Below are 14392 nucleotides of genomic sequence, written 5' to 3'. Positions count from 1 at the left end.
GGCGGGGCGCGGCGCCGCCTTGAGCAGGCGGCGCCGGGCTATGCGACGGCGCGGTCCAGGTGGGCAGGCGCCCCCGCCCGCGACGGGCGGAGCTCGACCTTCACCCACCCGGCGTCTCGCCGATCGAAGGCCTTGTAGGCGTCGATCGCCGACTCCAGGGGCGCTTTCTTGGTGAGGATCGTGGTGGGATCCACCTGGCCGGTCTGCACGAGGTCCACGAGCTTCGGGATGTACTTCCTGTGATTGCAGTTGCCCATCTGGAGGGTGAGGTTCTTGTTCATGGCCTCTCCGATGGGGAACGTGCGCGACGTCTGCGGATAGACGCCGATGACCGCGATGGTCCCCGCCTTGGCCACGCACCGGACGGCCCACTGCAGCACCTGCGACGGCCCGTCGCCGGCGCGGAAGGCGTCGCCCGTGGTCCGCGCGTTGGGGGCGATCTGCTTGACCTCGAGGTCGAACGCCTTGGCCTGCTGCTTCGCCTCCTTGTGGGCGGGGCCTTCGTGCGGGCGCTCGGCGTCGACGCCCACGGCGTCGATCGCCCGGTCCACGCCGATGCCGCCGGTGAGGCGCTGGATGGCCTCGATCGGGTCCTCGGCGGAGAAGTCGACGGTCTCGGCGCCCTGCTCGCGCGCCATCTCGAGCCGGTCGGGCACGCGATCGACGGCGAGGATGCGCCCCGCGCCCATGAGCTTGGCGCTCGCGATCGTGAACAGGCCGACGGGGCCGCAGCCGAAGATCGCGACCGTGTCGCCGGGCTTGATCTCGGCGAGCTCGGCGCCGAAGTACGCCGTCGGGAAGATGTCGGAGAGCAGGATGGCCTGGTCGTCGCTGACGCCGTTCGGCAGCTTGACGAGGCCGACGCCCGCGAAGGGGATGCGCGCGAGCTCGGCCTGCAGCCCGTCGAACGGGCCCGACATGGCGGGGCCGCCGAAGAACGCCGTGCCCGCGTGCTTGCCGTTCGGGTTCGCGTTGTCGCACTGCGCGTAGTACGCGGCGCGACAGTACGAGCAGTAGCCGCACGCGATCGTCGAGGGCACGACGACGCGATCGCCCTTCTTCAGGTTCCGCACGTCGGCGCCGAGCTCCTCGACGACGCCGACCGCCTCGTGACCGAGGACCGTGCCCGGCACCATCCCCGGCATCGTGCCGCGGACGAAGTGGAGATCGGTCCCGCAGATGGCGCTCGCCGTGATCCGGAGGATCGCGTCGGTCGGCTCCTTGATCTTCGGCTCCTTGACGTCGTCCATCCGGATGTCGCCGACGCCGTGAAACACTACCGCCTTCATGGGTTCTCGCTTTCTCCCTCGGGGGGCGGCGCGCCGGCCGGCCGAGAGGCACAGGCCGCCGCGCTCTGCAGAGATGGCCGAGGTCCTGGACGCCGCGTGTCCGTGCCGATCCCGTGCCAGCCTGCGCGTGCAACCGCGGCGCGGAGGGTGCAGCAACCGAGGTGCCAGCGGGACATCGCCGGGAGATCCGGCTCCGGCGCGCTGCTCGCATCCGCGGCGCGCTGCTCCTCGGGAGGCGGGGCGATCGTGACAATCTGCCCCGTCCGGGGCCGCCCGCCGCAGGGGAGCCCGGTTATCCGGGCTCTCCGGCCTGGATACAGGGCCTCAGCCGTAGGCGGCTCACCGGGTAGGAGGTCAAGCGAGCCGCGCCGCCGGTCGCGCCCGCGGCCCGATACGGCCGCCGGGCCGCCGTCGTGGCGTCACCGCCCTTCGCGCCGCCGATCCGCCGCGCTCCCCCGCGCAGGCGCCGCGGCGTGCCGCGCGAGCGCGCGCCGGACCGGGCCGCGATCGGCGCCGCCGGCGCGCACGGGATCGGCCTCGCCGACCAGCACCGACAGCGCGCGCGCCTGCGTCGTCGCCGTGGCCGCGAGGGCGCGATCGCCGTTCCGCGCGGCGAGCGCCGAGAGCCGCCGCGCGACGCCGAGCGCAGCCGGCAGCGCGCCCGCCGCCACGTACGCGGCCGCGAGCTCCTGGAGCAGCCTGCCGTCGTCGCCGCGGAGCGCCGCCGCCGCTTCCAGGTCGGCGATCGCCTCCTCGCGCCGCCCCTCGCGCGACCGCAGCGCCGCCCGGGCGCGGTGGCCCTCGACGAAGCCGCTCACGTGGTCCAGCCCCACGGTGTACGCGCGCTCCGCCTCGCGCGGATCGCCCGCCCGCTCGTACAGCGCGCCCAGCCCGAGGTACGCCGGGCCGTAGGTCGCGTCGAAGCGGACCGCCTCCAGGTACCGCTGCAGCGCCACGTCGGCCTCGCCGGCCGCGGCGCGGGCCTCGGCCTGGCGCGTCATCTCGGCGGCCTGCGCCGTCGCCCAGCCGACCCCGTCCGCCCGGGCCGGCGCGGCCCCGTGCACCAGCGCCGCGGCGAGCGAGGCGGCGGCGAGGGCGCGCGCTCGCCGCCGCGCGCCCCCCGCATCTACGCACCGCGCCGCGCACACCGGGCCGAGCGTACCGGCGCCCGGCCCGTGGAGCAATCGGACGGATGCTCCGGAAGGCAGCCGCCCGGCGCGAGTTCGCGTAGGATGCGCGCTCATGGGTGAGGATCTGCGCTTCCCGGACGGGTTCCTGTTCGGCACTGCCGCCTCCGCCACACAGGTCGAGGGGCACTGCGCGCAGAGCGACTGGGCCGCGTTCGCGCGCGAGCCGGGGCGCGTCCGCGGCGGCGACACGCCGGACGACGCGTGCGACCAGCTGCACCGCTTCCGCGAGGACGTCGCGCTCCAGGCGCGGCTCTGTATGGGGGCGCACCGGCTCTCCATCGAGTGGGCCCGCGTCGAGCGGGAGCCGGGCGAGTTCGATCCGGCCACGTGGGACCACTACCGGGACGTGCTCGGCGCGCACCGGGACGCCGGGATCACCCCGATGGTCACCGTCCATCACGTCACCCTGCCGCGCTGGGTCGCGCAGCGGGGCGGCCTGCTCTCGCAGGATCTGCCTTCGCTCCTCTCGCGCTTCGCCGAGCGCGCCGTCGAGGCGCTCGGCGACCTGTGCCAGCTCTGGGTCACCATCAACGAGCCCAACATGCTCGCCCTGCAGGCCCACCTGCTCGGCGTCTGGCCGCCGGCGCGGAGCTCGCCCGTCGAGGCGGTGCGCGCCCACCAGAACCTCTTCCGCGCCCACGCCGCCATGTACCGCGCCATGCACGAGGCCGCGGGCCGGCGCGGGCATTCCATCTCGGTCGGCGTCGCGCACCACCTGCGCGTCATCGAGCCGGAGCGGTTCGGGCGGCTCGCCGACCGCATGTGGGCGGCCCTCTTCGAGCGGCTGTTCAACGACGCGTTCGCGCGCGCCGTCTGCGACAGCGGCCTGCACGACTTCTTCGGCGTGAACTACTACAGCCGCGACCTGGTCCGCTTCTCGGCGGCGCACGCGCGCGCGGGGTTCCTCCGGCGGCTCGTCCCCGAGGGGGCGGAGGTCAGCGATCTCGGCTGGGAGATCTACCCGGAGGGGCTCGGCTACGTGCTCGACGCCTGGTGGCCCCGCGCCCGGGTCCCGATCTACATCACGGAGAACGGCATCGCCGACGCCGACGACGACCAGCGCCCGCGGTTCCTCGTGCGGCACCTCGCGGAGGTCGCGCGGGCCATCGAGCGCGGCGTCGACGTGCGCGGGTACATGCACTGGTCGCTGCTCGACGGCTTCGAGTGGGCCGAGGGGTACGCTCCGCGCTTCGGGCTGGTCGAGGTCGACCGCGTGACCCAGGAGCGCAGCCCGCGGCCGAGCGCCGAGCTCTACGCCCGGATCGCGCGCGCGCGCCGCATCGAGGCAGACGGCCCGGGCGGCGCGCGGAGCGAGCGCGGCGTCGCGCCCGCGTGACGGACGGCACCGGAAAGGCAGGATCGATGCGCATCGCGCTGCTCTACCCACCGCCCTGGAAGATCCCCGCGCCCGGGGAGGCGCCCGACACGAGCGGCGACGGCCCGCCGGCCGAGTACCGCGAGGGCGACCTCGACCCGGACTTCCACCAGACCCCGTACGGGCTCTTCTCGCTGGGCGCGCAGGCCCTCCGCGCGGGCCATCAGGTGAAGGTGCTGAACCTCTCGTCGTACCCGTTCTCGCAGGTCGAGCGGGTCGTGCGCGAGCTCGGCGCGGACGTGTTCGGCCTGTCGTGCTGGACCGCCAACCGGCGCGGCGTGGCGCTCACCGCCCGGTGCATCCGGCGGCTCCACCCCGGGGCGCACATCGTCGTCGGCGGGCCGCACGCGACCCCGCTCGCGGCCGAGATGCTGAGGCACCACCCCGAGATCGACACGGTGACGCTTGGCGAGAGCGAGCACTCGTTCCTCGAGCTCCTCGAGCGCCTCGAGGCCGGCCGGCCCGCGCTCGGCGTCGCCGGCACGGCGTACCGCGTCGACGGCCGGGTCGAGCTCGGCCCGCCCCGGCCCGCGATCGAGGAGCTCGACGCGCTCGCGTCGCCGCACGATCACTTCGCCACGCACATCGTGATGACCTCGCGCGGCTGCGCCTGGGCGTGCACGTTCTGCGGGGCCGAGGCGACCTGGGGCCGCGGCTTCCGGGGCCAGTCGGTGCCCTACGTGCTCGACTCCATCGAGGCCGCCGTGGCGAAGCTGCCGGTGAAGATGGTCCAGATCAAGGACGACACCTTCACGACGAACCGCAAGCGCGTCATCGAGATCTGCCGCGGCATCCGCGATCGGAAGATCTCTTTCCTGTGGAGCTGCGACACACGCGTCGACGTCCTCGGCGAGGAGCTGCTCCGCGAGATGCGCCTCGCCGGCTGCCAGCGCCTGAGCCTCGGCGTCGAGTCGGGCTCGCCGTCCATCCTGAAGAACATCGACAAGAAGATCACGGTCAAGAAGATCATCGAGTCGACAGAGCTCGCGAAGAAGTACGGGATCCAGGTCCGCTACTACATGATGCTGGGCAACCGCGGCGAGACGGCGGAGACGTTCCGGGAGACGCTCGCGTTCCTGGAGGCGGCGAGGCCGCACCAGTACATCTTCTCGTGCCTGTCCATCTACCCCGGCACGCGCGACTTCGACGACGCGGAGGCGGCCGGCTGGCTGGAGCGCGACGTCTATTTCCGCGGCGACTTCCAGGAGCTCAAGACGCCGTTCGACGCCTCGGAGGAGGACACGGCGCTGATGAGCGCCTGGTTCGAGCGGAACAAGGGGCTGCGCGAGCTCTACCGCGAGGGGGTGGGGGAGCGCCTGGCGATCCTCGAGCTTCTCGGCGATCACCACGCGGCGCACCTGGAGCTCGGCGTCGCCTACCTCGACGCCGGGCAGCTCGACCTCGCGGAGCGGCACGCCGCGCGCGCGCTGGAGCTCGGCCATCCGCTGCCGGGGCTCGCGCTCAACGCGCTCGCGTGCGTCGCGGCGGGCCGGCGCGACTGGCAGGCGATGCAGGATCACTTCACGGCGGCCGCGAAGCGCGACCCGCAGCACGCGGTGCTCATCCGCAACGTGCAGGCGGCGCGCGCGTGGTTCGCGAAGGGCGGGCCGGGCAAGGGGCTCCCGCTCGATCTCGTCGCGCGCTGCGACTTCCAGCTCCTGGAGCGGACGGCGCAGCCGGCGCTCCCGGGGCCGCTGCCGGAGGACTTCGCCGTGTGGCCGCAGGCCGTGGCACGGCCCGCGCCTGTGCGTCCGGCCGAGGCCGCCGGCCGCGACGCAGCGGCGCAGCGCGGGCGGCTCCGGGTGCTGCCGTCGTAGCGCCGGGCGGCGCGGCGCCCCGGTTCCTCCGGCCCTCCCGGCGTGCTACCCGCCCTTCCATGTCGACGAGCACAGACCACGGCCGCCCCGGCGCCGGCCCGGAGCCGGCGGCGGATCCACCTCTCCAGGGCGCGAAGGCGCCGAGCCACTCCGAGCGCTGCCGCACGCTGGCGCAGCGGGCCCGCGCCGCCACGCTGTGCACGCTCGCGCGGGATCCCGCCGGCTATCCGTACGGCTCGCTCGTCGCCGTCACCGTGGACGCGCACGGGCGCCCGCTGCTGCTGCTCTCGGCGCTCGCCGAGCACACTGGCAACCTCAAGGTCCGCGCCGAGGCGTCGCTGCTCCTCGCCGAGCCCGCCGAGGGCCTGGCCGACCCGCTCGCGCTCGGCCGGATGACCCTGATCGGCCCGTGCCGCCCCCTCGAAGGCGCGGAGGCGGCCGCCGCCCGGACGAGCTTCCTCGCGACGCACCCGCGTGCGTCGTACTACGTGGATTTCACGGACTTTTCTTTCTACCGGCTCGACCCGGTGTCGATCCGCTACGTCGGCGGCTTCGGCCGCATGTCCTGGGTCGAGGCCGACGCGTACGCGGCCGCCGAGCCCGATCCGCTCGCCGCCGACGCCGCGGGCATCCTCGAGCACATGAACACCGATCACGCCGACGCCGTCCTCGCGTACGCGAAGGTCCTCGCCGGGATCAAGGACGCCACCGGCGCCACGATGACCTCGGTCGATCGTTACGGCTTCGAGCTGGATATCATCACGCCGGCGGGGCCGAAGGCGGCACGCCTCCCGTTCGACGCGCCCGTATCGAGGGCGGACGAGGTGCGGAAGGCGATGGTGGCGCTGGTGCGCGAGGCCCGCGGCCGCACCGCCTAGCGGCGCGCCGCGCGGGCGCTGTCCTGCCGCCGCCGGCGCGAGGCCCCCGGAGAGCCGGTGCCGCCCATCGAGAGCGTCGCCGTGGTCCTCTCGGGCCGCAGGCAGCGCCTGCCCGCGACAGGGACGCGCCGCACCGCCTGGCGGGAGCGGCGGTTCAGCGGCGCGCGCTTCCGCATCGACGCGGTTTACCAGCGCACGGTCGCCGAGCTCAGGGCGCGCGGCAGCGTGTTCTGGCTCGTGTTCGCCCCGCTTGCCCGGGACGCCACCGCCGCCGCGATGCGGGAGGTCGTCGCAGAGATCCACGCGCGGGCAGCGACCGGCGAGGAGCGGGTCGAGTTATATACAGCGCTCCTCGTCATGGCGGCCATCGACCCCTGGAGACACAATCTGCGGAAGGAGATCGTCATGCTGATGGACGACAGGGAAACGGAGAAGGACCTGCTCTGGAGCGTACCGTGGATGAGAGAGGCGCTCGACGAGCGCGTGCGGGAGGCCGAGCAGCAGGCCATCGCCCAGCTGCTCGGCCGCCTCTTCGCGCGGCGGGTCGGGCGCCGGCCCACAGCCGAGGAGGAGCGCTCGATCGTCGAGCGCGCACAGGCCATCGGGCTGGGCGATTTCGACGATGCCCTGCTCGATCTCGACGGCGATGCGCTGGTCCGCTGGCTCGCCGAGCCGATCCGCCGCTGACCCGAGCGCGATCCTGACGGCGACGCCCCGCCGGGCAGGAGCTCCGCAGCCCGTCACCCGTCGCGGCGCCGCGGGCTGCTCGACCTCCTCCCGCCGCGGCGCGAGCGCCCCAGCGCGTGGTGGAGCCCGCTCTGGAGCGAGCTCAGCGTGACGATCTCCCGGAGGTCGATGCCGATACTCACCATCGTCTGCGCCACCTCGGGGCCGACGCCGGTGAGGATGACCTCCGCGCCGAGCAGCTTGACCGCCTGGGCCGCTCTGATCAGCGAGTCCGCGATCTCGGCGTCCACCACCGGCACGCCGGTGACGTCGAGGATGACCGTGGCCGCGCGCTGCGCCACCACCCCCTGGAGCAAGCGCTCCAGCAGCTGCTCGATGCGTACCCGGTCGAGCCGCCCGACGAGGGGCATCACCAGGATCCCCGCGTCGAGCGGGATGAGCGGCGTCGAGAGCTCCCGGATGGTCGCCTCCTGCGCGTCGATCATCTGCGCTTGAAGCGCCGCGCGCTCCGCCTCGGCCCGCCGGAGCTCGGTCACGTCGTAGCCCTCGGCGATCAGGAGGACGCTCTGGCCCAGCGTGTCGAGGATCGGCTTCATCTTGAGGTCGAGCGTCGCCACGCGCCCGCCGGGCCCGTGGATCTTCACCTCGCACGACGACGGCTCGCCCGCCGCCGCCCGGCGGACGCACTCCCTGATCCGCTCCCCTGCGCTCGCTCCGCCGACCCAGAACGGCGCCTGCCAGAGCGGCCCGCCGCGCGCTTCGCCCGGCCGCGCCCCGGTGAAATCGGCCATCGTCCGGTTGCACTCGATCAGGTCCCCGTGCGGGGTGAGCAGGCCGATGAACATCGAGGTCTCGTCGAAGATCGCCCGGAACTTCTGCTCGCTCTCGCGCAGCGCCTGCTCGCGCTTCAGCTGCTCCGTGAGGGGGCGCGAGAAGGCCGAGAAGAACTGCTCATCACCGCTCTGGACGAGGTGAGAGCTCACCTCGACGTCGATCAGGTGGCCGTCCTTGTGGCGGTGCCTCGCGAGGAAGCGGAGCGACCCCTTGGCCTTGATCTCCTCGATGACCATGACGACCTCGTGCGGCGGCCGCGGGTCGATCTGGCCGATGTTCATCGTCAGGAGCTCGCTCCGGTCGTAACCCACGATGCCGGCGAAGGATGGATTGCAGTCGAGGATCTCGCCGTTCATCCCGACGACGTGGAATCCCTCGCCGGCCGCCTGCAGGATCAGCCGCGTCCGTTCCTCCTGGCGCCCCAGCTGCTCATGGAGCCTGTCGATCTCCTTGCGCAATCCAGCGTTCTCCACCCGGAACCGCTCGATGCTGTCCTGATCCGTCTCCACGTTCGCTCTTCCTTCCATCCTTCTGGCCGCCCCCCTCCCACCCCGCCGAGGAGCCGCTCTCCCCTCCCGCGCGTCTCCAACGAACCAGGACGATAGCCGATCCCGGCGTCAAGCCGCGCGCTCGTCGGCTGCCCGGGCGCGTCGGGCGCGCTCGACCGGAGCGGACGAGCTCGACGCACCGCCGCGCTTGTCGCGGCGTGCCGCGACGTGTCGCCGCGGCGTTGCGCCCATGACATCAGCGCGCGACGCGCCTGCGCGATACGAGCACTCGCCCTCAACCTTAGGCCCTCGGCCGGCGCCGGAGCGCGAACGTGCGATGACCTTCCTTGCCCGTGACGCCCACGATGAGCCTCTCCCCGGGGCGCGAGCCCGCCCGGGCGCGGGCGCCGTCGCGCTGAGGTGGCTCGGGGTCGCCGTCGCGGGGGCGGCGCTCTGGAGCACGCTGCGCGGCGCGGATCTCCCGAGCGTCGCGGCGCTCATCGCCTCAGTGGGAGCGCCGATGATGGCGCTCGCCCTCGTCCCCAACCTCGTCGCGCGGCTCTTCCAGGCCGAAGCGAGCCGGCGCGTCTTCGACACGCGCACGCGCAACCCCGCGTCCGGCCGCCACGCGCCGTTCTCCCGGTATCTCGCGCTCACGCTGTCGACCGAGGCGCTCAACATGAGCGTCCCCGCCGGCGCCGCCCTCTCCGAGTCGGTCACGTTCTATCTGCTGCACCGGTGGTGCGGGATCCCGGGGCCGCAGGGCGTCGCCGGCATCGCGGCGCGCAGGGCGCTGATCGTCCTCGCGAACGCGGCGTATGTCGCGATCGCCCTCGCGCTCGGCTTTGGCCACCTGGAGCGCGCCTCGCGCCCCCTGATCGGCGGGCCGGGGCTCCCGTGGCTCGTGGTCCTCTCGGGGCTCGGCCTGCTCGCCGTGGCGCTCGCGCTCGGGGGCGCGCTCCTCTCGGGCACGGTCGCGTCGCGGGTCTTCGCGTGGCTCAAGCGCCTGCCCGGCCAGCGCGTGAAGGCCTATATCGACGCGAGGGCCGCGGCCTTCTCCGCGACCGACCGGCACGCGGCCGCGCTCGGGGAGCGTCGCGCTGCGCTCGCCGCGGCGGCGCTGCTGCTGCTCGGGATGTGGCTCGCGGAGGGGGCGGAGACGTACTTCTTCCTCCGGCTCCTCGGGGTCGACGTCTCGCTCTCCGAGGTCCTCTCGTTCGAGGTCGTCCTCGCGCTCCTCCGCGCCGCCGCCTTCATGGTGCCTGCCGGGCTCGGCGTGCAGGACGCCGGCTATGTCGCCTTCCTGACCGCGCTCGGCGTGCCCGCCGCCGCCACGGTGGGCGCCGCCTTCGTCCTCATCAAGCGCGCCAAGGAGCTCGTGTGGATAGCGCTCGGCCTGCTGGTGTTCTTCGGCGGCCGGGCGGCCTTCCGCCCGGCGCCCGCCCCCATGGCGGGAAGCAAGGCGACGAGAGGACGAGACGGTGTGGTGACGAGATGACGAGGCCGTCGCGACGCCGCAAGACCACCACATGTGGCGCGCAGCGAGGCAATTTGTCACACGTCCGACGTCCGCCCTCCGCCTGAATTCCGGGGATTTTGGCCCAGGTGAAGGCGCTCGCCAGCGGCCACAGCCTGGGCATGCTTGCTGCCGTCGAGGTCGGTCATGTCGACCGAGCGCGAGCTGCGCGATGCCACAAAGACAAGAACCCGCGCAGCCCGGCCAGCCGTGGCGCCTTACGTGGTGGGGATCGGCGCTTCGGCGGGGGGGCTCGAGGCGCTCGAGCACTTCTTCGAGAACATCCCGAAGGAGAGCGGGATGGCCTTCGTCGTGGTCCAGCACCTGTCGCCAGACTTCAAGAGCCTGATGGACGAGATCCTCGGGCGCCGCACCGAGCTGCCCATCCACCTCGTCGAGAACGGCATGCCGGTCGAGCCCGACCACATCTATCTGATCCCGCCGAAGAAGGAGATGATCATCTCCGGCGACCGCCTCCTCCTCAGCGAGAGGGACCGCGACCAGGAGCTCGCGCTGCCGATCGACGTGTTCTTTCGATCCCTCGCGCAGGACTGCGGCCCGCGGGCGATCGCCGTGATCCTCTCCGGGGGTGGGAGCGATGGCTCACGGGGGATCCGCGCGGTCCACGAGGCCGGCGGGCTGGTCGTCGTGCAGGACGTCGACAGCGCGCAGTTCGATGGAATGCCGAAGACCGCGCGTGACGCCGGCGTGGCCGACTGCGTCCTGCCTCCCCAGGACATGCCGCGCGTCCTCCTCGAGCACGTGAGGTCCCAGGGGCGCCGGCCGGAGCGGGACGCGGCCAGCGTCGATCAGGGGATGAGCGCGGTCTACAGGATGCTCGAGGAGCAGTTCGGCATCGACTTCACGCACTACAAACCGAGCACGGTCACCCGGCGCATCGAGCGACGGATCCAGCTCGCGCATACGGACGATATCGAACAGTACGTCGAGCGCTTGAAGAGCAAGTCGAGCGAGCTCGACGTGCTCTACCGTGACCTCCTCATCGGCGTGACGCGCTTCTTCCGGAACGAGGAAGCGTTCGGCATCCTCGAGCGCTCGGTGCTCCCCGAGCTCCTGCGAGCGGGACCGCGCGACGCCCCGTTCCGCGTGTGGGTCGCCGGGTGCGCGACGGGCGAAGAGGTCTATTCGCTCGCCATCCTCCTCCACGAGCTCACGCCCCGGAGTGGCCACCGCCCGTTCAAGATCTTCGCGACCGACGTGCACCACGGATCGCTCGAGGTCGCGACGCGCGGGATCTACGAGGAAGAGGCGGTGGTGAACGTCTCGCCCGAGCGTCTCGAGCGGCATTTCATCCGGCGCGGACGCAGCTACCAGATTGTCCCCGATCTCCGCCAGGCGGTCGTCTTCGCGCACCACAACGTGATCAAGGACGCGCCGTTCACGCGGGTCGACTTCATCAGCTGCCGTAACATGCTCATCTATCTCCAGCCGGCGGTGCAGCAGAAGGTCCTGAGCCTCTTTCACTTCGCGCTCAAGCGCGGGGGCGTGGTGCTCCTCGGGCCCAGCGAGACCCCGGGGCACCTCGCGCACGACTTCGAGATCGTCGACAAGCAATGGCGGATCTACCGGAAGTACAGCGACCGGCGGATGCAGGTCGAGCCCCGCTTTCAGCCGGCATCGCCGAAGGGCCAGAGCGCCCCGCGCTCGGGCATCACCGCGCCCGTCGCGCGCCACCCGGCGTCGCACTTGCTCGGGACCTACGACGCGCTGCTCGACGAGTTCATGCCTCCGAGCCTCCTCGTCAATGACGCAGGGGAGCTCGTCCACGCGTTCGGCGGCGCGAGCCGATTCCTGAAGGTCAAGGATGGCAGACAGGGGCTCGACGCCTTCGAGATGCTGGACTGCGACCTCAAGATGGTGCTGATGGGGGGCCTGCAGCGCGTCATCAAGGAGCGCACGGCGATCGTGTTCAAGGGGGTGCACGCGGAGGGCGGCGTCTACAAGATCACGATGCGCCGGGTCGAGAGCCGACGAGGCACCTTGCCCCACGTCCTCATCACCTTCGACGCGATCGAGGGGGCGCCGCGGCGGGCGGCGATGCCGGAGAAGGAGATCGACCTGGACGACGTCTCGCGCGAGCAGCTCGGCGCGCTCGAGGCGGAGCTCGGTTACACGAAGCAGACCTTGCAGGCGATGACCGAGCAGCTCGAGGCGAGCAACGAAGAGCTGCAGGCGGCGAACGAGGAGCTCCTCGCTTCCAACGAGGAGCTGCAGAGCACGAACGAGGAGCTCCAGAGCGTCAACGAGGAGCTCTACTCGGTGAACGCGGAGTACCAGCGGAAGATCGCTGATCTCACCGAGCTCGGAAACGACATGGAGAACCTCCTGTCGAGCACGGACATTGGCACTATCTTCCTCGACAGGGAGCTCAAGATCAGGAAATTCACGCCGCAGATGGCGGAGAGCTTCAACCTGCTCCTGCAGGACGTCGGCAGGCCGATCGAGACGTTCACGTATGCGGTCGATCACCCGGAGCTCACCGCGGATCTCAAGCGCGTGCTCGCGACGGGGGAGCGCGTGGAGCGCGAGCTGCGCGACCGGCACGGTCGCTCGTTCTTTCTTCGCATCCTCCCCTATCGTGCCAAGGGCACCATCGCGGGGGTCGTGCTCACGCTCATCGACGTGAGCGGCCTGAAAGCGGCGGAGGACGCGCTCTTCCACGAGCGCTATCTCCTGAATAGCCTGCTCCGCAGCGTGCCCGACGCGATCTACTTCAAGGACGCGCGCGGCCGGTTCATTCGCACGAACCACGCCATGGCGGAGCGCCTCGGCCTCTCCGATCCGCGCGAAGCGGCGGGTAAGACCGGCTTCGAGCTGCCTGGGTACGAGGCGGCGCTCGCCGTTCACCAGCAGGACGAGGTGGTGCTGCGGACCGGCGAGGCGCAGCATTACAAGCTGGAGAAGCGCGTGCGGCAGGACGGCGCCGTGGAGTGGGACCTCGTCACGCGGCTCCCGCTCATCGATGCGGCGCGCCACATCGTGGGCATCATCGGGATCTTCCGGAGCGTCACCGCGCAAAAGCGATCGGAGGAACAGATCAAGGACGCCGTACGCAGGCGCGACGAGTTCCTCGCCATGCTGTCGCACGAGCTCCGCAACCCTCTCGGCGCGATCGTCCACGCCACGGCGCTGCTCAAGGAAGACTGCTCCACGTCGGACGGCGCGTCCGGGCTCGACGAGAAGGTCGTCCAGATCCTCGAGCGTCAGTCCGCGCAGATGGCGCGCCTGCTCGACGATCTGCTGGAGGCGAGCCGCGTCACGCAGAACAAGATCGAGCTTCGAAAGCGCGTGCTCGACCTCGGCACGGTGGTGAAGGACGCCGCCGACGCGGTTACGAACCTCATGGACACGCGCGGCGTCGATTTCTCGGTCGTGGTCGATCCCGAGCCGATCTGGGTCGAGGGCGACCCTGCGCGGCTCCAGCAGGTTCACGTGAACCTGCTCAACAACGCTGCGAAGTACACGTCGCGAGGGGGGCATGTCACCCTGGAGGCCAAGCGCCTGGACGGACACGCGGTGGTCCGCGTGAAGGACGACGGCGTCGGGATCCCGAAGGAGATGCTCGACACGGTGTTCGAGCTCTTCGTGCAATCGAGCCGCACCCTGGACCGATCGGCGGGAGGGCTCGGCGTGGGGCTCACCCTCGTCCGAGGCCTCGTCGAAAAGCACGGCGGCACCGTGAGCGCGCGGAGCGAGGGAGAGGGCAAAGGGTGCGAGTTCGAGGTGCGGCTGCCGATCTCCGAGCCGTCCTCCGAGCAGGAGGCGACGCGCGGCTCGCTCCTCGCGAAATTCCCCAGGAGATCGCGGGTCGTCGTCGTGGAGGACAACGACGACGGCCGCGAGGCGCTCTGCGCGCTCCTTTCGCGCGCCGGGTTCGAGTGTCATTCGGCGTCTCACGGGATCTCGGGGATCGAGCTCATGGACGAGGTGCTCCCGCACGTGGCCATCGTGGACATCGGGCTGCCGGGGATCGACGGCCTCGAGTTCGCGCGCCGCGTCCGCGAGAAACCCCAGCACAAGAACGTCTATCTGATCGCGCTCACCGGCTACGGGCAGCAGGGCGACCGCGAGAGGGCGCGTGGAGCCGGGTTCGACGAGCACCTCGTGAAGCCCGTCGATCTCGCCACGCTCAAGCGGCTGCTCGCCGAAGGCGAGCCGGTGACGGGCGAGAGCGGCGCCGGAAGCGCTCGCACGGCGGGCCCTTCCTGAGCGCCACGCCTCCTCGCCCAGCGACCAGCTCGTTTCGCCTGCGCGCTTCGGTCTGCGCTGGGCGTCAGGCGGCGCCGGCGCGGCTCGA

General features: G+C 71.9%; 9 protein-coding genes. 6 read left to right on the top strand and 3 right to left on the bottom strand.

Going from position 1 to position 14392, the window contains the following annotated elements:
* Positions 1–38 precede the first annotated feature (38 nt).
* Both WMF12_RS22250 and WMF12_RS22245 read right to left on the bottom strand, forming a co-directional pair.
* Entirely contained in the window at positions 39–1289 is a 1251-nt protein-coding gene (locus WMF12_RS22250) for a zinc-dependent alcohol dehydrogenase (protein WP_437873525.1), read from the bottom strand.
* A 419-nt stretch (positions 1290–1708) separates the two neighbouring features.
* Positions 1709–2473 (bottom strand): tetratricopeptide repeat protein, encoded by a 765-nt coding sequence (locus WMF12_RS22245; protein ID WP_437873524.1) that lies wholly within the window; start codon positions 2471–2473, stop codon positions 1709–1711.
* Between the two features lie 58 nt (positions 2474–2531).
* Between WMF12_RS22245 and WMF12_RS22240 the strand changes: the two genes are divergently transcribed.
* Genes WMF12_RS22240 through WMF12_RS22225 form a run of 4 tightly spaced genes read left to right on the top strand, consistent with a single transcriptional unit; the run spans position 2532 to position 7236 of the window.
* A complete protein-coding gene (locus WMF12_RS22240) occupies positions 2532–3815 on the top strand; it encodes a glycoside hydrolase family 1 protein (protein WP_437873523.1) in 1284 nt (427 codons plus the stop codon).
* Between the two features lie 26 nt (positions 3816–3841).
* Positions 3842–5671 carry a radical SAM protein gene (locus tag WMF12_RS22235; RefSeq protein WP_437873522.1) on the top strand — a complete coding sequence of 610 codons (1830 nt, stop codon included), beginning with the start codon at positions 3842–3844 and terminating at the stop codon, positions 5669–5671.
* Positions 5672–5730: 59 nt separating this feature from the next.
* The gene (locus tag WMF12_RS22230; protein WP_437873521.1) at positions 5731–6549 is read left to right on the top strand and encodes a HugZ family protein; all 819 of its coding nucleotides are present in this window, start codon (positions 5731–5733) and stop codon (positions 6547–6549) included.
* Between the two features lie 57 nt (positions 6550–6606).
* Positions 6607–7236, top strand: a complete 630-nt coding sequence (locus tag WMF12_RS22225; RefSeq protein ID WP_437873519.1) for a hypothetical protein — start codon at positions 6607–6609, stop codon at positions 7234–7236.
* Positions 7237–7289: 53 nt separating this feature from the next.
* On the opposite strand, the gene WMF12_RS22220 is transcribed toward WMF12_RS22225, so the two are convergent.
* A complete protein-coding gene (locus WMF12_RS22220; RefSeq protein ID WP_437873518.1) occupies positions 7290–8579 on the bottom strand; it encodes a PAS domain S-box protein in 1290 nt (429 codons plus the stop codon).
* A gap of 316 nt (positions 8580–8895) precedes the next feature.
* On the opposite strand from WMF12_RS22220, the gene WMF12_RS22215 reads away from it, so the two are divergent.
* Complete coding sequence (locus WMF12_RS22215) at positions 8896–10056, top strand: lysylphosphatidylglycerol synthase transmembrane domain-containing protein (RefSeq protein WP_437873517.1); 1161 nt, start codon at positions 8896–8898, stop codon at positions 10054–10056.
* Positions 10057–10284: 228 nt separating this feature from the next.
* On the top strand, positions 10285–14304 hold the full coding sequence (locus WMF12_RS22210) for a chemotaxis protein CheB (protein WP_437873516.1): 4020 nt from the start codon (positions 10285–10287) through the stop codon (positions 14302–14304).
* Positions 14305–14392: the final 88 nt, after the last annotated feature.

This window comes from Sorangium sp. So ce363, assembly GCF_051520435.1.
GTDB lineage: Bacteria > Myxococcota_A > Polyangia > Polyangiales > Polyangiaceae > Sorangium > Sorangium cellulosum_B.
Note: the sequence above shows the minus strand (reverse complement) of the source record. Positions and strands in the feature narration are given on the sequence as shown.